Here is a 20,140-nt window from a genome sequence, read left to right as displayed (position 1 = left end):
AACCACAACAACGACCAGTAACAGACAGCAACGACCAACAACATCAAGGGGTCAACTTTCACACGTCCCCAGGGGGTCAGAATTCAGCCGCCGTTGACACCGTGGTGGTTACCGGGACCACCCCCGCGTGCGCGGGGAGCAGGGAACCCGCGGCCTTGCGTGAAGAAAGTGGGAGGGACCATCCCCGCGTGCGCAGGGAGCAAGCGGGGACCCTCTGAGGGGCGCTTTCGCGGGTGGGACCATCCCCGCGTGCGCGGGGAGCAGACTGCGGCGCGTGGGCCATCCCCGGCGGAATGGGGACCATCCCCGCGTGCGCGGGGAGCAGACTGCGGCGCGTGGGCCATCCCCGGCGGAATGGGGACCATCCCCGCGTGCGCGGGGAGCAGAGCAGTCTGGACGCTCGGTAGCCGGTCGCCGGGGGACCATCCCCGCGTGTGCGGGGAGCAGCTCGCCGCCGCCTGGAAGGGCCTGACCGGCGCGGGACCATCCCCGCGTGCGCGGGGAGCAGACGACGCGAGGGGCAGGTTCGTCCTCGCCCCAGGGACCATCCCCGCGTGCGCGGGGAGCAGTCGTCATGCGAGACGCTCGCGGTGGTCATCCAGGGACCATCCCCGCGTGCGCGGGGAGCAGACTGCCTGACCTGGGTACCTATCTCAGGATGGAGCGGATTCTAAGCACTTGCCGAGAATCGGACATCCGGGATTAATAGGGACTCTGATGATGCAGATGAAATAGCAGGCTTCTTTCGCCAAGCTGGACGAGCGAGCTGATTTGAAACATTCACGCACCCCCTGCTTTGAGTGGCCCCTTGTGGCCACACAACGAGCTCGCCGATATATCGTTCGCACGTTTTCCCTGTTCAACAGCTTCCTTCGAGGCACGAAGCCGTCAGCAGCAAGAGCCACTCAGAGCCGCTTGCTGGGTTTAGCGAAACGAGCCGATCACGATGTGTTAGATCCTTGCTGTGTTCAACGGGGAGACAGGTGGCGCATGGCTTCGCGGGCAACTCACGGGGGCAGCCAGGTCTGTTTGGGCTAAGCATGATCGGAAAACGGACGGATGGTTGCCACTGTGGCGGCACCTGGCCGACAGTGGGGCCGTCGCAGGGTTGTTGTGGGATGCATGGGTTCCGCTCCAGACCCGCATGATAGTGGCCAGTCAGCTTCCTGGAGGCGCTGAGGACGCGCGACGTTTGGCAGTGTGGTTGGCAACGACTCATGACATCGGCAAAGCGACACCGGCGTTCGCATGTCAGGTTGAGTCGCTTGCCGGCCGCATGCGCACGCTTGGCTTGGAGATGCCGTCCCGCAGGCAGTTGACCGACCGCAAGATCGCTCCTCACGGGTTGGCGGGCCAGGCTCTTCTGCAGGAGTGGCTCATCGAGCGTGGTTGGCCTCGCTCCGCGACACTTCCGTTCGTGGTCGTGGCAGGTGGTCACCATGGCGTGCCTCCGACGTTCAGCGGAATTCGGGATCTGAATGTTCATCCGCATCTGTTGCGGGCGCCTGGCTGCGAGGAGGCCTGGCGAAGCGTACAGATGGAGATACTGGACGCTTGCGCTGCGTTGTGCGGAGTCGAGGATCGACTGCATGAGTGGCGCCAGGTGAAGCTGTCGCAGGCGGCTCAGGTCGTGCTGACGGGTTTGGTCATCGTCGCCGATTGGATTGCCAGTAATTCTGACCTGTTCCCGTATTACTTCGACGGTCAGTCACCTAATGAGGCCGAGCGGGTTGAGGCGGCTTGGCGGGGTCTCGCTCTTCCAGGGCCGTGGCGGCCGGTGGATGAGGCAGTGGATGTGAAGGAGTTTTTCTCCGCTCGTTTTGATTTGCCTGCGGGTGCTCGCATTCGTCCTGTCCAGGAGCGGGCTATCGTGCTGGCGCGAGGGATTTCCAAGCCGGGGTTGATGGTGATCGAGGCGCCGATGGGTGAAGGGAAGACGGAGGCGGCGCTGGCGGTCGCGGAGATCTTCGCTGCTCGATCAGGCGCGGGTGGAGTGTTCGTGGCGCTGCCGACCATGGCCACGGGTAATGCCATGTTCCCTCGGATGCTGAAGTGGCTGCGTCGGATTCCGAGCGCTGAGGGTGCAGGACCGCGGTCGGTGATGCTGGCTCACTCAAAGGCTGCCCTGAATGACGATTTCGATGACCTGGTGCGGGCAGGGCGGCGCCTCGTCGGGGTCGAGTCCGACGGCTCGGAAGACGAGTGGCAGCCGCGGGACGATCGGCTGGTGTCGTCGGCCGAACTGGTGGCGCATCAGTGGCTTCATGGTCGCAAGAAGGCGATGTTCTCGTCGTTTGTTGTGGGGACGGTCGACCAGTTGCTGTTCATGGGGTTGAAGAGCAGGCACCTTGCTCTAAGGCACCTTGCTCTGGCCGGCAAGGTCGTGATCATTGACGAGGCCCACGCGTATGACACTTACATGAACTCCTATCTGGATCGGGCATTGTCTTGGTTGGGGGCTTATGGAGTTCCGGTGGTGGTGCTGTCTGCGACCTTGCCGGCAGGGCGACGTGGTGAACTGGTCGAGGCATACGCCGGGCAGCGGGAGGTAGGGGCGGCTGCGGTGCGGTCAGCCGAGGGCTACCCGCTCGTTACAGCGGTCGACCAGGCGAGGCCGGCCGTTGTCGAGGTGGTGGCGCCGTCTGGACGGCGTACGGATGTGCGCGTGGAGTCTCTGGGCGACGATCTGGCCGAACTGGCAGATCGGTTGGAGCATGAGCTGGTCGACGGCGGATGTGCCTTGGTGGTCCGTAACACGGTTGGACGGGTACTGGAGACCGCGCGGATCCTGCGGGACAGGTTCGGGCCAGGCCAGGTGAGCGTGGCGCATGCACGCTTCGTCGATATCGATCGTGCACGCAAGGATTCCGAATTGCTCAAGCGGTTCGGGCCGCCTGGAGATGGCGCGGTCGGGCGCCCGGCAAAGCACATCGTTGTGGCCAGCCAGGTCGCCGAGCAATCCTTGGACATCGATTTTGATTTGCTGGTCACGGATCTGTGCCCGATCGATCTGCTGTTGCAGCGGATGGGGCGGCTTCATCGGCACATGCGTGGTGAGGGCCAGCACGAGAGGCCTGAACGCTTGCGTGTTGCCCGATGCCTGGTCACGGGAGCGGACTGGCGGACGTCGCCTCCGACACCGGTCAAGGGTTCGCAGCGAATTTACCGCTTGCACGCGTTGTTGAGGGCGGCTGCGGTACTGGAGCCCTACTTGGCTGGGACGGTTGCGACAGGGAACGTCGTCCGCCTACCTGAAGACATCAGCCCGTTGGTGCAGAGCGCTTATGGGTCGGGCCCGCTCGGTCCGCCGACCTGGCAGGAATCGATGCAGCGGGCGGACGAGGAGCATGTGGTCCACCAAGTGAAGCAACGTGGTAAGGCCCAGAATTTCCAGATCAGTGATGTTGGGAAGCCCGGCAAGGCTTTGATCGGCTGGGTCGATGCCGGCGTGGGCGACGCCGATGACACTCGTAGGGGTCGTGCTCAGGTACGTGATAGCCGCGAGTCGCTGGAGGTGCTGGTCGTCCAGCGCTTGGCCGATGGGACGGTCCGGACGTTGCCGTGGCTCAACGACGGGCGTGGAGGCCGGGAGGTGTCTACAGAGACGGCTCCGCCTTCAGACGTTGCGCGGATCGTGGCGGCGTGTGGGCTGCGGCTTCCGTTCCAGTTCTCGCTCCCCGGGGTTCTCGATCGTGCGATCGAGGAGTTGGAGGCTGATTGCGTCCCCGCTTGGCCGGTCAAGGAAAGCCACTGGCTCGCCGGAGAATTGATCTTGATGCTCGACGAGAACTGTCGGACCCGGTTGGCAGGCTACGACCTGTGTTACACCGAAGCGGACGGCCTTGAGGTGTCCCGTGTCCAGTGATCTTCACGAAGCATCCTTTGACCTGATCTACGAACCATGGCTGCCGGTGCTATGCGATGACGGCACCGAGGACGAAATGTCGCTTTTTGACATATTTGCGCAGGCCGATCGAGTGCGGCGGCTCGTTGGTGACGTCCCCACCCAGGAGATGGCGCTACTGCGGCTGTTGCTGGCGGTGGTGCATGACGCGGTGGAGGGGCCGGCCGATCTTGCTGAGTGGCAGCAACTTTGGGAAGAGGGCCTCCCTCTCGAGGGAGGAGACGGCATCGCCGCCTACCTCGACCGGTATCGAGACCGGTTCGATCTTCTGCATCCGCAGACGCCCTTCTTTCAGACCGCTGGGCTGCGCACGGTCAAAGACGAGGTCTTCTCGCTGGATCGGCTGGTCGCCGACGTTCCCAACGGGGCGCAGTTCTTTACCATGCGCGCCCAGGGCGTCGATCGATTGTCGTTCGCCGAGGCAGCCCGATGGATCGTTCATGCGCATGCCTACGACACCTCTGGCATCAAGACCGGCGCGGTGGGCGACCCCAGAGCCAAGAACGGCAAGGTTTATCCGCTCGGCGTCGCGTGGATGGGAAATCTGGGCGGGGTCTTTGTCGAGGGCTCGAACCTGCGAGAAACGCTGCTGCTCAACCTGATCGCCTTCGACGTCGACAACCTGCGGGTCGACGCCGAGGCGGACCGCCCCGCGTGGCGCCGGCCACCGCCTGGTCCCGCGCAAGCCGACGCGCTGGAGTTGAGTATGCGCCCGGCCGGTGTGCGGGATCTGTACACCTGGCAGTCCCGGCGCATCCGGCTCGCGTTCGATGACGCTGGTGTGGACGGCGTGATCTTGGCCTATGGTGATCCGCTCAGCCCCCGCAACCTGCATCAACGTGAGCCGATGACCGGTTGGCGGCGTAGCCCCGTCCAGGAGAAGAAACTGGACTTGGCGCAGGTGTACCTGCCGCGCGAACACGATCCCGGCAAGAGCGCGTGGCGTGGGCTGGGAGCACTGGTGGCTGGACACGCACCAGGGACCGAGCAGCGTAAAGAGGCCCCGGCCCTCGTGCGTCCACGAGTTCTGGACTGGGTCTCTCGCCTGACCATCGAGGGTGACTTCGCCACGGACTACCTGGTCCGGGCGCGCCTCATCGGGGCCCAATACGGTACTCAGCAATCGGTGATCGACGAGGTGATCGACGACTCGGTCACCATGCCGGTGGTCCTGCTGCATGAGCGCGACACAGGACTCGGACAGGCCGCCATTGACGCCGTCACCGACGCCGACGCCGGAGTCAACGTCCTCGGTGACCTCGCCGCCGACCTCGCCCGTGCCATCGGCGCCGACCCCGACCTGGCTCGCAACCGCACCACTCAGCAGGGCTATGGCATGTTGGACGGCCCTTTCCGCGAATGGCTGGCCAAGCTGGATCGGGATAAGCCCCCTCAGCACCAGAGAGCGATCTGGCAGGACCGGGCACGGGCGGCTCTCGCCCGTCTCGGCGGCCAGGAAGTGGCCAATGCCGGTGACCGTGCATGGGAGGGCCGTGTTGTCGAGACCGGCAAGGGTCAGGACCTGTGGCTGACCGCCCCGCGAGCGGAGGCGACCTTTCGGTACCGGCTCCACAAAAGGCTGCCCGGCACCGCACCTGAACGCGAGCCCGATCGTCCGGCAGAAGAGGCCCCGACCGATGCCCTGGAGGCCCGCAGATGACCGCCACCATTCCGGGGGGACGTCAGCAGGTCCCCGACCTGGTCCGCCGAGTCGTCGGCGAGTTCGTGTCCGAGCTGCAGGAGGGCTATCTCGACAGTACCAGTAAGGCCGCGGGCCGCCTGGCCGTGGGCCGCCTGGCCCAGTTGCGGCGTGGAGCCGGCAAGCTCCCCCAGGACGTCCCCGAACTGTGGGGGTTGACCGGCGTCGAGCTGATCCTCCAGGACCCGTCGCTCAGCGAAGCGCAAGCCGTCAAAGCCGAGGCCGCAGTCTTCTTGGCCGTGACACTTTTCGCACTCCATCAGCAATCTCGCCCCAATCAGGGGATGCACGACCCCGACGTCGACCTGGGAGAGGCAGTGCGTCGGCTAATGCCGACGGGTGAGATCGACGAACCGATCCGCCGGCGGTTCGTCCGCGTGGGAACAGCGGGGAGCCTGGAGGTGCTCGCGTACCGACTCCGGGAGATCGTGTCGTTGCTGCGCCGCGACTCGATCCCCTTGGACTACGCGCGCTTGGCGCAATGCCTCTACCACGCCCACACCCCCGAGGGGCTGGCGCGCGTACGTCAGCAATGGGGCCGCAGCTTCCACTCCTATCGCCCCGCCTCCGGCAAGGCGGCGGGCACGGAGTCTGGCCAGGCAGAGCGGACGCCACAGCCCAAGACCGACAAGGACGTCACATGACTCGCACCATCATCGACCTGCACGTGTTGCAGAGCGTCCCGCCGAGCAACCTCAACCGTGACGACACCGGCACACCGAAGTCCGCCGTCTACGGCGGAGTGCGGCGTGCCCGGGTGTCGAGCCAGGCATGGAAGCGCGCCACGCGCAGAAGCTTCCACGATCTGCTGGACCCCAGTGAACTGGGTGTGCGGACCAAGCGAGTCGCCGAGTTGCTCGCCGATCGCATCCACGAACTGGATGCTTCCATCGACCGGGCGGAACTGTGGAGCCTGGCGGCTGAAACCGTACAGAGCGCCACGAACTCCAAAATTGAGGTGCCCAAACGGCGCGGAGCCACCCCCAAAGAGAAGGACGAGACGGCCGCGGCTCCGGAGTCGAAGTATCTGATGTTCCTCAGCGCCCGCCAGCTGGACGGGCTCGCCGAGCTCGCCATCGAGGGCCGCGACGACATCAAGACCTTCTTCAAAAACAAGGACAACAAAGCGCGGGCGAAGGAGATCGCCAACACCCGCCATTCGGTCGACATCGCCCTGTTCGGTCGGATGGTCGCCGACGGAGCCGACATCAACGTCGACGCCGCCGCGCAGGTCGCGCACGCGCTCAGCGTCCACAAGGTGGAGAACGAGTCCGACTACTACACCGCCGTCGACGACCACAAGAACCGCGAGGACGACGACCTCGGCGCGGGCATGATCGGCACCGTGGAGTTCAACTCCGCCACCTTGTACCGCTACGCCGCCCTCGATGTCGACCAGTTGAGCCGCAACCTGGGCAAAGGGCTGCGTGAGGAGGAGGCGGTCACCGAGCCCGTCCGCCGCGCCGTGGAGGCGTTCGTTCACGGCTTCATCACCTCGATGCCCACCGGGAAGTCCAACACCTTCGGCAACCACACCCTGCCAGACGCCGTTGTGGTGAAGATCCGTTCGTCTCGTCCGATCAGTTTCGTAGGCGCGTTCGAGGAGCCCTGCAAGGCCACCGGCGGCGGATACCTGCATGAGGCAGCGGCGCGCCTGGCCCGCTACGTCCCGGAGATCGAACAGGCCTACGGGGTCGTTGACGAAGCCCGCACATGGGTGCTGCGCGTCGGTGAGCACACCGAGCCGCTGTCGGAACTGGGAACGCGGATCTCGCTGCCGGAGCTGGTCAGCGAGGTCGGCGAGGAGGTCGTCCACCGTCAGCAGGCTAGGCAGGTCGCGCAGCCGTGAGCGTTTTGACGTTGCAACTCGCAGGGCCCCTGCAGGCATGGGGGGCATCGGCGAGGTTCGCGCGCCGCACCACGGAACAGGCCCCCACCAAGAGCGGGGTCATCGGTCTGCTCGCCGCCGCCCTGGGCCGTCAGCGCACCGACGACCTCAGTGACCTGTCCGCCCTGCAGTTCGGTGTCCGCATCGACCAGCGCGGCATGCCCGTCCGCGACTTCCAGACGGCTCATCACTTCGAGACCGGCAAGTCGATGCCCGTCTCCGAGCGGTTCTACCTGGCCGACGCGGTGTTCGTCGCCGTCGTCGAAGGCGACGGCGACCTCATCGACCGGCTCCATCTGGCCCTGCTCGCCCCTGTGTTCATGCCCTACCTCGGGCGCCGATCCTGCCCGCCCTCTCGCCCTATCGAACTGGGTGTGCACCACGATCAGACCCTTATCCAGCGGTTGAAAGAAGAGGACTGGCGTGCCTCCCCGTGGCACCAGCGCAAGGTTCCCGAGCAGATGGTGCTGCTGGAGACCATCGTCCAGGACGACGGCCAGGACGGCCCGACCGACACCCTCCGCGACCAGCCCCTCAGCTTCGACCCGCGCCACCGCCGCTATGGCATGCGTGGCATCCGCCACGGCCACGTCGAACGACCCAACCCCTTCGCGCGCCGCCCACCCACCGACCATGATCCGACCGCGGTACTACGAGGCCAGTGATGTACCTGACGCGCTTTCGCATCAACAGTGAACGGATCGGCGCCCGCAAGCTGCTGTCCTCTCCGCAGGTCCTGCACGCGGCCGTCATGTCCTCGTTCGCCAAACTCCCCGAGGCCACCCAGGACGGCCCGCGGGTACTGTGGCGGATCGACCGCGACAGCCGGTCCCGCGTCCACCTGTGCATCGTCAGCCCCTATAAGCCCGACCTCACGCACCTGGTCGAGCAGGCCGGCTGGCCGACGACCGCCCGCTGGGAGACCTACGACTACGGCCCCTTCCTCGAGCGGCTCGCCTCCGGCGACCGCTGGGCGTTCCGGCTGACCGCCAACCCCGTCCACTCCGTCCGCAACAAGGACGGAGCACCCACCAAGATCACCGCGCACATCGGCCCCCGCCACCAACTGCGCTGGCTCCTGCAACGCCAGGAAAGCAGCGGCTTCACCATCGTCCGCAAACCCCCCTCCCAGTCCACCCAAGATGAACTGGACCTGCATGAACTGATCGTTCACGACCACCGCCGGCTCTCCTTCAAGAAGAAGGGCATGCCCAAGCCGGTCACCCTCGTCACCGTCACCTACGACGGACGTCTCGAAATCACCGACCCCGACGCCTTCCGCCGCACTCTTACCCAAGGGCTCGGCAAAGCGAAGGCTTACGGCTGCGGCCTGATGACCCTGGCCAGGGTCTGACCGATGTCGACGGTCGGGAAACGCGGAGCGTCCTCACCCCACGAACTCACGCGGATGAGCGACCGGCTCTCGTTCATCTATCTCGAACGCTGCACCATTCACCGCGAGGACAACGCCATCACCGCGGAAGACGCCGATGGCATCACCCACATCCCGTCCGCCACCATCGGTACCCTCCTGCTCGGTCCGGGCACTCGCGTGACCCATCAGGCCATGAGCGTTCTGGGCGACAGCGGCGCCGGAGTCGTCTGGGTCGGCGAACAGGGCGTCCGCTTCTACTCCGGCGGACGCTCCCTCAATCGTTCCTCCGCCCTCGTCGAAGCACAGGCCACCGCATGGGCCAACCGCCGCACCCGCCTGAACGTCGCCCGCGCCATGTACAGCATGCGGTTCCCCGGCGAAGATCCTTCCGGACTCAGCCGTCACGAACTCCTCGGCCGTGAGGGACGCCGCGTCAAGGACCGCTACCGCTATGAAGCAGCCCGCGTCGGTCTCACCTGGAACGGTCGCCACTACGCCCCCGGCGACTACGACTCCGGCGACGCCGCCAACCAGGCGGTCACCGCAGCCACCCAATGCATGTACGGCATCGCCCAAACCACCGTCGCCGCCCTCGGCTGCTCACCCGGCCTCGGTTTCATCCACTCCGGACATGAACTCGCCTTCGTCCTGGACATTGCAGACCTCTACAAAACCGAAGTCGCCATCCCCGTCGCTTTCGAAGTCGCCGCCGAAAACCCCGACGACATCGGTGGGCGCACCCGCCGCGCCATTCGCGATCGCGTCCACGACGTCAAGCTGTTGCGCCGCTGCGTCCAGGACATCAAACGCCTCCTGCTGTCGGACGAGGCCACCGCCGATCCCACCGGCGACGACACCGATCGTGTCACGCTGCAAAGCGACCATGGCATGAACATCGAATCCGGACGCAACTACGGCGAAGACGTCTTCTAGTGACCATCATCATCCTGACCAGCTGTCCTGCCGGCCTGCGCGGCTTCCTCACTCGCTGGCTCATGGAGATTTCCCCCGGCGTCTTCATCGGCGGCCCCTCGGCCCGCATCAGGCAAGCCCTCTGGAACGAAGTCCACCAATACGCCGACACCGGTCGAGCCCTGCTCGCCTACACCACGAACAACGAGCAAGGCTTCACCTTCGAAACCCACGACCACAAATGGCATCCAGTCGACCACGACGGCATCACCCTCATCCGCCGCCCCAAAGCCCAGCCGACCGTCTCGGTCAAACCCCCACCGGCCGGCTGGAGCAAGGCATCCAAGCGCCGCCGCTACGGCAAACGCTGATCAAATGCCCGAGATGCCCGGCTCTCCAAAAGTGCTTCCAAACGACACCTTCACCCGATGAACGCGCAGGTCAGCCAGAGTGCTCCCCGCGCACGCGGGGGTGGTCCTTCCTTGACAAAGACGCCGTTCTCCAGGCCGCGGTGCTCCCCGCGCACGCGGGGGTGGTCCCATCCTCCACACCAGCAGGAGACGCGACCCCTCGTGCTCCCCGCGCACGCGGGGGTGGTCCCGGCGCCCGGCCTTGACCGGCCGTATCCACGCCGTGCTCCCCGCGCACGCGGGGGTGGTCCCTCTGGCTGATCAGGGCTCGCGGGCGGGGCTTCTGTGCTCTCCGCGCACGCGGGGGTGGTCCCTACGCCAACGCGGTCCGGATGACAGGCGCCGCGTGCTCCCCGCGCACGCGGGGGTGGTCCCCGTTCTGCCTGATCGAGCACGATGTTCGTGAGGTGCTCCCCGCGCACGCGGGGGTGGTCCCTCGGCACGGTCACCGGGGACGATTGTGATCGTGTGTTCCCCGCGCACGCGGGGGTGGTCCCCGGATTAACGCACGCCGCGCGGCCGCCGGTGAGTGCTCCCCGCGCACGCGGGGGTGGTCCCAGCTCCGGGGTCTCGTGGCCGACGAGGAACCCGTGCTCCCCGCGCACGCGGGGGTGGTCCCTCCTGCTGGTGGCTGGGCGACTTCAAGCCCGCGTGCTCCCCGCGCACGCGGGGGTGGTCGTGCGATCTCGACGAATACGCCGCATCCATCGAGTGTCCATCGCGCACATGGAGTTCGTGATTCTCGTCCGCGTGGAACCTCTGGCTAGGTCGGCGAGTGTGAAGGGCGTGTTGCACCTATGTATTGCTGTTCGCGGTAAGGGTTGCCGGTGAATTGGGAGATGCGGACGACGTCGCCGGTTTGGGGGGCGTGGATCATTCGGCCGTGGCCGAGGTAGAGGCCGACGTGGTGGATGGTGGCCGGGCGGGTGGGGTCGGTGGCGAAGAAGAGCAGGTCGCCTGGTTGTAGGGCGCTGCGGGGGATGTGGGGGCCGGTGTTGTACTGGTCGGCGGCGATTCGGGGAAGTCGGATCCCGGCTTGGGCCCAGGCGTACTGGGTCAGGCCAGAGCAGTCGAAGCCTTTGATGCCCGCGCCTTGGGCGATGCCGTAGCCGGGTCCGGTTGGTCCTCCGCCGCCCCAGGCGTAGGGGGTGCCGAGCCAGCGAAGCGCAGCGCGAACGGCCACGATGCCGCGTTCGCTGCCGTTGGTGGTGGCGTAGCGGGTGGCTTGGGCGAGGACTCGGCGGACATACCAGTCAGCGTGGTTGTACTGCCAGAGCGCGTGGCGCAGGCGGCCGGCGCTTTGGCCGGCACCGTTGGCGCATAGGTAGCGGGCGGCGGTGGGGATGGCGTCGGCGGGGTTGTAGCGGTCGGCGTGGCCGTCGTGATCGCCGTCGACTTCGTAGGCACCCCAGGTCGAGGCGAGGAACTGCATCGGGCCGGCGGCTCCGGCGGTGTTCTGTCCAGTGTGGACGCCGGTGGCGGTGGAGCGGCCGTGGTCGGATTCGATCTTGCCGATGGCGGCCAGGACGGTCCAGGGCAGACCGGGGCAGGTGCGGGCTGCGTCGAGGTACCAGCGCAGATAGGCGGGCGGGATGTCGGCGCGCGCGTAGGAGCTCGGGGCGCCGAAGGCCGGTGAGACGGCGGGGGCTCGGCCGGGCAGCAGCAGGATGAGGAACAGCGGCAGGCCGAGGATCGCGGCACCAGCAAGGGCGGCGGCTTTCACCGCCCGAGCCGCCGGGGGCGTCGGTGGTGGCTATGGGGTGTCGGGCTGGATCGGCTGGTGGGCGCCGGTGCGGGCGCGGCGCTGCGCGCGGTAGCCAGCGCCCTTGGCGGGTGGCGCGGCATGGTCGTCGGCTGGGTCATGGGCGGGCTCCCCTGGTTGCTGGTGGGGCTGCCGCAGCACCTCGCGGACCGCTTGCCAGGAGTACCGGAAGTCCTTGCCGGTTTTGAGTGCGGGGATCTGCCCGGCGTTGGCCATCCGGCGGACGGTCTGGGCGGACAGGCCGAGTTTGGTCGCGAGTTCGGCGGTGGTGAGGACGTCGGGGTCGCGGCCGGGGGTCTCGGTCATCGCGAGGGCTCCTGAGTCGGTCGGCATGGTCGTGGTTTCTCAGTGTGGTGGACGGGTGCGGCGGAAGCACGTTCTTGGAGGTGATGGCGTTCTCAGAAACTGTTTGACGATGCTTGCGCTCCACAAGTTTGCCACGTACGGTGACGTTCACTCAACTCTGCGCAGTGATTCGGAGGTATGCGGGTGAGTCTGCGGCAAACCAGAGCAATCTGCCCGGCGGCCACGTCCGCCCTCGACGGCCGCAAGCTGGAGGTGCTGGACGTTGTGATCGCCGGCGCGCATGGAGGCGCGGGGACCTCGACGCTGGCGGCGTTACTGCCCGCCGCATGGGACGTGGGGTCGCTGAAACCACTGCTGAAGCCGGGCCGGTCACGCCTTCGCGCTCAGGGCCGCCCCATGGTCCTGGCCGTGCGCAACACCGCACCGGCGGCGACGTTCGCCACGGCCGCGATCAGCGCCCTGTGCGACTGGGAGGAGACGGTGGCAGCGTTGGCGATCGTCAGTGATGGGGGTCCGGAAAGCAGGGACGCCACCGCCCGATTCGCGCTGCTGGAGTCACGGGTCGGCGGCGTCGTCCGCGTCCCGCACGTCCGGGGGCTGCGGCTGGCCGAGGACCCCGCCGAGGTCGTGTTGCCCGCTCGGGCGGCTCAGGCGTTGGAGGAGTTGCGGGCGCTGCTCGCGGAATCGGCGGCGAGCTGATGACGGCTTCGATCAGGGTCGCGGTGCAGGAGTTGCCGCGTCCCTTTGATGGGGACGGGCCCGGTGTCAAGGTGCCCGATCCTCCGCCGTCGCCGCCGCCTGGGCTCGATCAGAAGATGGACACGCTGCTGGCCTGGGGCAAGTGGGGCGTGCTGGTCTGCGGGGTCGCGGGGCTGTTCATCTGTGCAGGGCAGATGGCCATCGGCCGCAAGAACCGCTCGACGTTCGCCGCCGACGGCGCGACCGGCATCCCGTGGGTGCTCGGCGGCCTCAGCCTCGCCGCGACGGCGGGATCAATTGTCGGGGTGTTCTTCCGATGAGCCCGAGCACGACCCTGTCCATGACAGGGCCGAGAGCAAGGCGGCGTCTCACGGTTGCCGTCTCCGGTGCCGTGCTGGGCCTGACGGCGCTGGCCGCGTGTTCCGCGTCCGGGCCGAGGCCCCATCCTGTCGTGGCGAAGCCTCGGGCGAACACCAGCGCTGATGTGTTGGTGGATGCTCCGGCGGTGTCGCTGGCCGGGCTCTGGTGGCGGGACTACCACGGTGTCCTTCTGCCCTACTCCGCTCAGGACGGGCCCCGCGACACTCGGGCCGACCTGGCGGCGGGTTTCGCGCGGACGGCACGTGGGGCGTTGCTGGCGGCGGTTCACATCGTGGTGCGGGCGAATCCGCAGTGGGAGCCGGCGGTGTTCGAGCCCACCATCAGCGCACAGGTGATCGGCCCGGATGCTCCGATGTTGCTCGTCTCCAGCCGTGAGGCCTTCGACACCCTGGACCATCCGCCGGCCGGACAGGGGGTGCCGGTGCGGGCTTACGTCGTCCTTGAAGGGTTCCGCTGGCAGCAGTACTCGTCCGAGACCGCGAGCTTGGATCTGGTGTCGGCTGGTCCCGGCGACAGCGATGTCACCGTCCGTGCCGTGACCCGTATCCAGGTGCGGTGGCGCGGCGGTGACTGGCGGGTCATCGCCCCGCCAGGCGGGACCTGGGGCGGCGCTGCGACGGCGGTCGACTCGTTGGACGGCTACACGCGCTTCCCGAGTGCCGGCAGCTGATGCCGATGTCGTTGGTGCGTCCCGTGCCGTGTTCGCCGGTGCTGGATCCAGTGTGCGTCCAGAAGGCCGACCACGACGACCACCCATTCGGTCCTCCCCTACCCGATCTTCCGGCGGTGATCGGTGGAAACGTTCTGGAGGAGGCCGCCAAGGCATTCCAGGAGGCGGTGGGCTGGCTGGTGTCCAACACCGCCTCCTGGTGGGTGCGCACCCCGTCTCCGAACTTGGAGACCGAACCGGCGATCGGGTATCTGCAACTGCTGGTCCGGCCGCTGACCGTCGCGGTCGCGGTGCTGGCGTTGCTGCTCGTCGCGGGACGCACCGTGTTGACGCGCAAGGCCGTCCCGCTGATCGATGCCGGTCGTGGCCTGGTCGCGCTCGCGGCGGTCGGTGCGATCGGTGTGGCGCTGCCGAATCTGCTGCTGGAGTGGGGCGACCAGTGGTGCGGGTGGGTGCTGCCCGCCGCGTCCCACGGCGGTTTCGCCAAGCGGATGACCGCACTGGTGACCCTGCCGACCGGGACGCCCGCCGCGCTGGTGATCGTGCTGTGCCTGGCCGCGTTGATGATCGGGATCATCCAGGCGCTGTTGCTGCTCTTCCGCGGCGCCGCCCTGATCATCCTGGCCGCGCTCCTGCCACTGGCAGCGGCCGGGATGATCACCTCGGCAACGCGTTCGTGGTTCACGCGGATCACCGGCTGGATGCTCGCCCTGATCTTCTACAAGCCCGCTGCCGCCGCCGTCTACGCCACGGCGTTCACGCTCATCGGCCACGGCAAGGATCTGCACGCTGTTCTGATGGGTTTTGCGATGATGCTGATCAGCCTGATCGCCTTCCCCGTGCTGCTGAAGTTCTTCACCTGGACGACCGGCGGAACCGAGTCCAGCAGTGGTGGTGGTGTGCTGGGGGCGCTGATGGGAGGCGCGACCGCGCTTGGCGTTCTGCGCGCCTCCCAGGGCGCGGCCGATGGACGGTCCACTTCGGCGGGCGAGCACGCCACCTACCTGGACCAGCAACTCGGCGATCGCCAGCCCTCGCCGAAAGACGCTGACAGTTCACCCCCGATGGACCCGCCGCCCGGCGGCGGGCCCTCCAGCGGTCAGGCCACCGATCCCGCAAGGCCAACGGGAAGCCAACAGACCTCATCCGATTCACACGAACCTTCGCCTCACCAAAGCGGCCAAGGCTCGACAGCCCCGGACAGCGCGGAGCCCGTTGGGCCGACGGTGATGGGGACGTGGGAGAAGGAGCGCCACCGCGGTGAGGACACGCTGCGTTGGATGGGCAACCCCTCCGGCTCGACAGATGCCGGCGGTCCCAGCGGCGCGGGTGGCGAGGGAGGTGGCGGGGGTGGGGCATGACGTTCGCACCTATGGAGGCTGGCGGCGTCGACGCGGGATCGGGCTGCTGGGCATGGACACCGCGTCCACCTTCACCGCCCTCGGTGCCGCGCTGCTGCTGGTCCTGGTCGCCGCCACCGCCCCACGGCTGCTGGTCTACCTCCTCCCGCCGGCGCTGTTGGCAGGCGGGCTGGGCATGGTCCGCATCGGAGGGGTCTCCCTGGCCAGGCAGATGCTGGCGCGTGTGCGCTGGCGGTGGGGTGTCCTGCGTGGTCATCACCGGTATCGGGCGGGCGTGGTCGTCGACCATTCGCGGGCGTTCCAGCTCCCGGGAGTCTTGGCGCCGCTGACCCTGCTGAGCGCTGAGGACGGCTACGGCGGACGTTACGGAATCGTGTGGGATCGCCGCACCGGGCTGCTGACCGCGACGCTTCGCCTCGTTCCGACCTCGACCTGGCTGGCCGACCGGGGCGACGCCGACGCCTGGGTCGCGTCCTGGGGCCACTGGCTCGCCGGCCTCGGGCACGCCCCGGCGATCCGGTGGGTGACGGTGACCGTGGAGACCGCTCCCGAGCCCGGTTCCACCCTCGCCGACGCCATCGACCGCGCCGTGACACCGGCTGCTCCGGCACCGGCCCGCGCCATCATGGACGAGCTCGTCCGCACCGCCCCCGCCACGGCCGCCGACGTGAACACGCGCGTTTCGGTCACCTTCGACCCGCGCGCCGCGTCCACCGCGCCAAGGGACCTCATCGAGGCCGTGGCCGAGCTGGGGCGGACGCTGGACGGACTGGCGTCACGGCTGGGCGGCTGTGGCGTCGCCGTGGTGGGACGGGCGAGCGCGGCTGAGATCGCCGGGACCGTCCGGACCGCCTTCGACCCGCGCTCCCGTGGCGAGGTCGACCGGCTCCTGACCGGCCCCGCCGCAGAGGAGCTGCTGAGCTGGAGTGATGCCGGACCGGTCGCCGCCACCGAACACACCGGCCACTACGAGCACGACGGCGCGACCTCGGTCACCTGGGCCTGGCATGAACCACCCCGCCAGAACGTGCGCTCGGACGTCCTGGCCCGGCTGGTCGCACCCGGGCCGTTCCCCAAGCGCGTCACGCTGCAATACCGCGCGCTCCCGGCCGCGACGGCCAGCCGCGTCCTGCAACAAGAGGTGAACGCCGCGGCGTTCCGCGCCCAGTTCCGCCGCCGCACCGGCCGCGACGAAAGTGCCCGCGAGACCTGGGACACCGCCCGCGCCCGCCAGGCCGCCACCGAAGAGGCGATGGGCGCCGGTGTCTGCCTGGTCTCGTTGTACGCCACCGTCACCGTTACCGATCCCGACCAGCTCCAGCGCGCCGTCTCGCACGTCGAAGCGGCCGGGGACACCGCCCGGATCCGGCTGCGCCGCCTGTGGGGCGGCCAAGCCGCCGGGTTCGCCACCACGCTTCCGTGCGGGATCTGCCCGCCCGAGCTGTCCCGCCGACTCTTCCACTGAACCGGAGGTCCCTTGCAGAACCGAACCACGCGACCAGCAACGCGCCCGCCCAGCGTCGAGTCTCAGGCCATGGCCGAGGCTCTCGGGCCACCGTGGGGCTGGCGTCACCCGGGAGCCGGACGCGCCTCGCACGTCGAGTCTGCGCCGGAGTTTCAGGCCACCACCAGCCAGGTCTGCGGCCTCTACCCGTTCACCGCCGGGTCGGGCACCCCGACCGCAGGCACCCCGGTCGGACGCCACCAGCTGTGGGGAGAGGTCGTCTGCCTGGATCCCCTCGCCTGGCTGCGCGAAGGGCTGGTCACCAACCCGGGCATGTTCGTCCTCGGCCAGCCCGGCACCGGCAAGTCCACCCTGGTCAAGCGCCTGGTGACCGGCGCCGTCGCGACGGGCACGACGCCGATCATCCTCGGCGACACCAAGCCGGACTACACGATCCTCGTCGAGTACCTCGGCGGGCAGGTCATCCGGGTCGGGCGCGGCTTCGACCGCATCAACCCCCTGGACGCCGGACCCCTGGACGAAGCCCGGCGCCGTCTCACGGGGGCCGATGCCGAGACGCTGCGCTGGGAGGTCCGCTCCCGGCGGCTGTCACTGCTGCTCGCGCTGGCGACCTTGGTGCGTGAGGCGCGCATCACCAACGCCGAGGAAGTCGTCCTGGGACGGGCCATCGACCTCCTGGACGAACGGCTCGACCACGAACCGACCGTCGTCGACGTCCTGCGCATCCTGGAACAAGGGCCGGCCGAGCTGCGATCGGCCACCCGCACCGACACCGAGGACGCCTACCGTGCCCAGACCCGTGATCTGGTGTTCACCCTCGACCTGCTCATCTCCGGCTCCCTGGCAGGTGTCTTCGACGCCGCCACCACGCGCCCCCTGAACCTGGGCTCACCGGCGATCAGCGTCGACATCTCCCGCGTCCGCGCGGCCGGAGACAAACTCCTCACCGCCGCAATGCTGTGCACCTGGGCTTACGCATTCGGCATGGTCGACGCCGCGACCATCCTCGCCGACCTCGGCGCCGGGCCTCGTCGTTCCTACCTCGGCGTGATGGACGAACTGTGGCGGGCCCTGCGCGGCGCCCCCGGCCTCGTCGAGCACGCCGATGCGCTGACCCGCCTCAACCGCGCCAAGGGCATGGCATCCATCATGATCACCCACTCGCTCGCCGACCTCGACGCCCTGGCCACCGAAGAGGACCGCGCCAAGGCCAAAGGCTTCGCCGACCGGTCGGCCATCACCGTCCTGGCCGGGCTGCCGCCCCGCGAACTGGCCCGCGTCCACCAGATCACTCCGCTCACCGGGCCCGAGCAGCAACTGGTCACCTCCTGGTCGGCGCCCGACTCCTGGCAGCCCGGCGCCCGCCATCCCGGACGCGGCAAGTACCTGATCAAGACCGGTGAGCGCCTCGGCATCCCCATCGAACTGTCCCTGGTGGGTCCCGAGTTCGCTTTGTACGACACCGACCAGGCCATCCGAGGCACCGCTTGACCCGGGCGCTCGGACCGCGCGCCTCGCTATGGCATTCCAACGCGGCCGCCGGGTGGCTCGTCCTGGCAGCCTGCTGGACGCCCATCGCCGTCCTCGGGCTCATCTGGACCGCCGCCCGGATCGCCGCAGCCCTGACCGGCGGAAAGGTGATGCGCTTCGGCGCCGAATTCGCTTTCGCACTGGCGGACCGGCGGACCGGCGCCGCCTGGCCCGGAACACCAACCCCACTGGTCCTGCTCATCTCCGCCGGACTGTGTTTCGGGACAGCCGCGGTTCTTCTGACGGCCGGGCACCGCATCGCCGCCCGCCTTCCACAGCCTGGGGATCCCGTCGCCGCGTTGGCCGTCAACCCCGGTCTTGCCGCGCTCCATGCGTCGACGACGGCGAGCAAGGCGGTTCAGCTACGCCGGTCCCTGCACGGGACCGCACCCGATCAGCTCGCCTTCGAAGACATCGGGCTCGTGCTCGGCGACGTACTTCTCCCTAGCGATCAACGTGGCCCGACGGTGTTCGCCTCGTTCGAGGACACCGTGGTGGCGTTCATGGCGCCCCGCTCCGGCAAGACCACCACCCAATCCATCCCGCACGTGCTGTCGGCACCCGGCGCGGTCATCGCCACCAGCAACAAAGCCGACCTGTGGTCGGCGATCGCGACCGTCCGCGCCGAACGCACCGGCGGCAAGGTCTGGCTGTTCGACCCGCAGCACATCACCTACCAGCCCCAAGCCTGGTGGTGGAACCCGCTCGCCGGGCTGAACACCGTCGAGGACGCCCACCGCCTCGCCGGACACTTCGTCCTCACCGTCGACGACGGACAGAAGAAGGACCTGTGGGGCCCGGCAGCACAAGACCTGCTCTGCGCGCTCTTCCTGGCCGCAGCCACCTCCGGGCGCTCGCTCCATCACGTCGCCCAATGGCTGGACGAACCCGCCGTCCCCACACCCATCGAACTGCTCCAGCAGGCCGGGTTCCAGCTCATGGCCTCCTCCCTCAAAGGCACCCAGAACGGCGCCGTCGAAACCCGAGACGGCATCTACCAAACCGCCCGTACCGCGGCCAAAGCACTCCGCGACCAGGAAATCCTCGCCTGGGTCACCCCGCACGACGACCTGCCCGTCTTCGATCCCGCCGCCTTCGCCGGCTCCCGCGACACCCTCTACCTGCTCTCCAAATCCCTGTCCGCCGCGGCTCCACTCATCGCCGCGCTCACCGACACCACCATGCGCGCCGCCGAACGACGAGCCGAGCAGGCCGGCGGCCGCCTCGACCCGCCGCTGGTCGTCGCCTTGGACGAGGCCGCCAACATCTGCCGCATCGCCGACCTTCCCCAGCTCTACTCCCACCTCGGATCGCGCGGCATCATCCCCGTCACCATCCTGCAAAGCTACGAACAAGGCGTCACCGTCTGGGGCGAGCCCGGAATGGCCGCCCTGTGGGGAGCCGCCACCCGCAAACTCATCGGCGCCGGCATCGACTCCCCACGCCTCGTCCGGGACCTGGCCACGCTCATCGGCCAGCACGACGTTCCCATCCGCTCCATCACCTACGCCGACGGACGCGCCAGCGAGCAGATCTCCCTACGCCGCCAAGAGATCCTCGAAGCCGCCGATATCAGAGCCCTGCCCACAGGCACAGCACTGCTCCTGGCCACCGGCACCAAACCTGCACTGCTCCGCCTATGCCCCTGGTACCAGGGCCCATACGCCGCACCGATCACCCAAGCCATCACGGCCGCCGACACCGCCATCGCCGACGCCGCCCGCCACCACTACCAACGCGACGAACCCACAACCACCCCGCCCTAAGCCAGCACGAAG

Annotated in this window: 17 protein-coding genes and 2 CRISPR repeat arrays; of the genes, 15 read left to right on the top strand and 2 right to left on the bottom strand. The window is 68.1% G+C overall.

Annotated features, from left to right (window positions below; translation table 11 throughout):
* Window positions 1-113 precede the first annotated feature (113 nt).
* Window positions 114-630: direct repeats of the CRISPR family, unit length 29 nt; unit sequence GGGACCATCCCCGCGTGCGCGGGGAGCAG.
* A gap of 334 nt (window positions 631-964) precedes the next feature.
* From cas3 to cas2e, 8 genes are read left to right on the top strand one after another with little or no spacing between them, the layout of a single operon-like run.
* Window positions 965-3,865, top strand: a complete 2,901-nt coding sequence (gene cas3, locus E1291_RS17405) for a CRISPR-associated helicase Cas3' (RefSeq protein ID WP_131738865.1) — start codon at window positions 965-967, stop codon at window positions 3,863-3,865.
* A complete protein-coding gene (gene casA, locus E1291_RS17400) occupies window positions 3,855-5,564 on the top strand; it encodes a type I-E CRISPR-associated protein Cse1/CasA (protein WP_131738864.1) in 1,710 nt (569 codons plus the stop codon). The genes cas3 and casA overlap by 11 nt, the downstream gene beginning before the upstream one ends.
* On the top strand, window positions 5,561-6,247 hold the full coding sequence (gene casB / locus E1291_RS17395; protein WP_131738863.1) for a type I-E CRISPR-associated protein Cse2/CasB: 687 nt from the start codon (window positions 5,561-5,563) through the stop codon (window positions 6,245-6,247). Before casA ends, casB begins: the two co-directional genes overlap by 4 nt.
* Window positions 6,244-7,452 (top strand): type I-E CRISPR-associated protein Cas7/Cse4/CasC, encoded by a 1,209-nt coding sequence (gene cas7e / locus E1291_RS17390; protein ID WP_131738862.1) that lies wholly within the window; start codon window positions 6,244-6,246, stop codon window positions 7,450-7,452. Before casB ends, cas7e begins: the two co-directional genes overlap by 4 nt.
* On the top strand, window positions 7,449-8,156 hold the full coding sequence (gene cas5e, locus E1291_RS17385) for a type I-E CRISPR-associated protein Cas5/CasD (protein WP_131738861.1): 708 nt from the start codon (window positions 7,449-7,451) through the stop codon (window positions 8,154-8,156). Before cas7e ends, cas5e begins: the two co-directional genes overlap by 4 nt.
* A complete protein-coding gene (cas6e, locus tag E1291_RS17380; RefSeq protein WP_131738860.1) occupies window positions 8,156-8,845 on the top strand; it encodes a type I-E CRISPR-associated protein Cas6/Cse3/CasE in 690 nt (229 codons plus the stop codon). The genes cas5e and cas6e overlap by 1 nt, the downstream gene beginning before the upstream one ends.
* Before the next feature lie 3 nt (window positions 8,846-8,848).
* A complete protein-coding gene (gene cas1e / locus E1291_RS17375) occupies window positions 8,849-9,799 on the top strand; it encodes a type I-E CRISPR-associated endonuclease Cas1e (protein ID WP_131738859.1) in 951 nt (316 codons plus the stop codon).
* Complete coding sequence (gene cas2e / locus E1291_RS17370; RefSeq protein ID WP_131738858.1) at window positions 9,799-10,149, top strand: type I-E CRISPR-associated endoribonuclease Cas2e; 351 nt, start codon at window positions 9,799-9,801, stop codon at window positions 10,147-10,149. The genes cas1e and cas2e overlap by 1 nt, the downstream gene beginning before the upstream one ends.
* A gap of 79 nt (window positions 10,150-10,228) precedes the next feature.
* A CRISPR array of direct repeats spans window positions 10,229-10,868; the repeat unit is 29 nt; unit sequence GTGCTCCCCGCGCACGCGGGGGTGGTCCC.
* 83 nt (window positions 10,869-10,951) lie between these two features.
* On the opposite strand, the gene E1291_RS17365 is transcribed toward cas2e, so the two are convergent.
* Together E1291_RS17365 and E1291_RS17360 are read right to left on the bottom strand one after the other, a co-directional pair.
* Window positions 10,952-11,911: a C40 family peptidase gene (locus E1291_RS17365; RefSeq protein ID WP_131738857.1), complete on the bottom strand. Its 960-nt coding sequence runs from the start codon at window positions 11,909-11,911 to the stop codon at window positions 10,952-10,954.
* A 30-nt stretch (window positions 11,912-11,941) separates the two neighbouring features.
* Window positions 11,942-12,256: a helix-turn-helix domain-containing protein gene (locus E1291_RS17360; protein ID WP_131738856.1), complete on the bottom strand. Its 315-nt coding sequence runs from the start codon at window positions 12,254-12,256 to the stop codon at window positions 11,942-11,944.
* 183 nt (window positions 12,257-12,439) lie between these two features.
* Between E1291_RS17360 and E1291_RS17355 the strand changes: the two genes are divergently transcribed.
* The 7 genes from E1291_RS17355 (at window position 12,440) to E1291_RS17325 (ending at window position 20,128) form a co-directional block, all read left to right on the top strand.
* Window positions 12,440-12,955: a hypothetical protein gene (locus E1291_RS17355; RefSeq protein ID WP_131738855.1), complete on the top strand. Its 516-nt coding sequence runs from the start codon at window positions 12,440-12,442 to the stop codon at window positions 12,953-12,955.
* A 116-nt stretch (window positions 12,956-13,071) separates the two neighbouring features.
* Window positions 13,072-13,275 (top strand): hypothetical protein, encoded by a 204-nt coding sequence (locus E1291_RS17350; RefSeq protein ID WP_207400778.1) that lies wholly within the window; start codon window positions 13,072-13,074, stop codon window positions 13,273-13,275.
* Window positions 13,272-14,006: a DUF8175 domain-containg protein gene (locus E1291_RS17345; protein WP_503108240.1), complete on the top strand. Its 735-nt coding sequence runs from the start codon at window positions 13,272-13,274 to the stop codon at window positions 14,004-14,006. Before E1291_RS17350 ends, E1291_RS17345 begins: the two co-directional genes overlap by 4 nt.
* Window positions 14,007-14,122: 116 nt before the next feature.
* The gene (locus E1291_RS17340; RefSeq protein WP_131738853.1) at window positions 14,123-15,367 is read left to right on the top strand and encodes a hypothetical protein; all 1,245 of its coding nucleotides are present in this window, start codon (window positions 14,123-14,125) and stop codon (window positions 15,365-15,367) included.
* Window positions 15,357-16,832 carry an SCO6880 family protein gene (locus E1291_RS17335; RefSeq protein WP_242614206.1) on the top strand — a complete coding sequence of 492 codons (1,476 nt, stop codon included), beginning with the start codon at window positions 15,357-15,359 and terminating at the stop codon, window positions 16,830-16,832. Before E1291_RS17340 ends, E1291_RS17335 begins: the two co-directional genes overlap by 11 nt.
* A gap of 69 nt (window positions 16,833-16,901) precedes the next feature.
* A complete protein-coding gene (locus tag E1291_RS17330; protein ID WP_131738851.1) occupies window positions 16,902-18,323 on the top strand; it encodes a putative type IV secretion/conjugal transfer ATPase in 1,422 nt (473 codons plus the stop codon).
* Window positions 18,320-20,128, top strand: a complete 1,809-nt coding sequence (locus E1291_RS17325) for a type IV secretory system conjugative DNA transfer family protein (protein WP_207400777.1) — start codon at window positions 18,320-18,322, stop codon at window positions 20,126-20,128. The genes E1291_RS17330 and E1291_RS17325 overlap by 4 nt, the downstream gene beginning before the upstream one ends.
* The last annotated feature ends 12 nt before the right edge of the window (window positions 20,129-20,140 follow it).

It is taken from the genome of Actinomadura roseirufa, assembly GCF_900659635.1.
GTDB classification, from domain to species: Bacteria; Actinomycetota; Actinomycetes; order Streptosporangiales; family Streptosporangiaceae; genus Spirillospora; species Spirillospora roseirufa.
Note: the sequence above shows the minus strand (reverse complement) of the source record. Positions and strands in the feature narration are given on the sequence as shown.

Excerpts from the sequence above, each read along its gene's own strand:
- casB (WP_131738863.1), top strand. The coding sequence starts at position 5,561 with ATGACCGCCACCATTCCGGGGGGACGTCAGCAGGTCCCCGACCTGGTC.
- cas7e (WP_131738862.1), top strand. The coding sequence starts at position 6,244 with ATGACTCGCACCATCATCGACCTGCACGTGTTGCAGAGCGTCCCGCCG.
- cas6e (WP_131738860.1), top strand. The coding sequence starts at position 8,156 with ATGTACCTGACGCGCTTTCGCATCAACAGTGAACGGATCGGCGCCCGC.
- cas1e (WP_131738859.1), top strand. The coding sequence starts at position 8,849 with ATGTCGACGGTCGGGAAACGCGGAGCGTCCTCACCCCACGAACTCACG.
- E1291_RS17360 (WP_131738856.1), bottom strand. The coding sequence starts at position 12,256 with ATGACCGAGACCCCCGGCCGCGACCCCGACGTCCTCACCACCGCCGAA.
- E1291_RS17350 (WP_207400778.1), top strand. The coding sequence starts at position 13,072 with ATGGACACGCTGCTGGCCTGGGGCAAGTGGGGCGTGCTGGTCTGCGGG.
- E1291_RS17345 (WP_503108240.1), top strand. The coding sequence starts at position 13,272 with ATGAGCCCGAGCACGACCCTGTCCATGACAGGGCCGAGAGCAAGGCGG.
- E1291_RS17330 (WP_131738851.1), top strand. The coding sequence starts at position 16,902 with ATGGCCGAGGCTCTCGGGCCACCGTGGGGCTGGCGTCACCCGGGAGCC.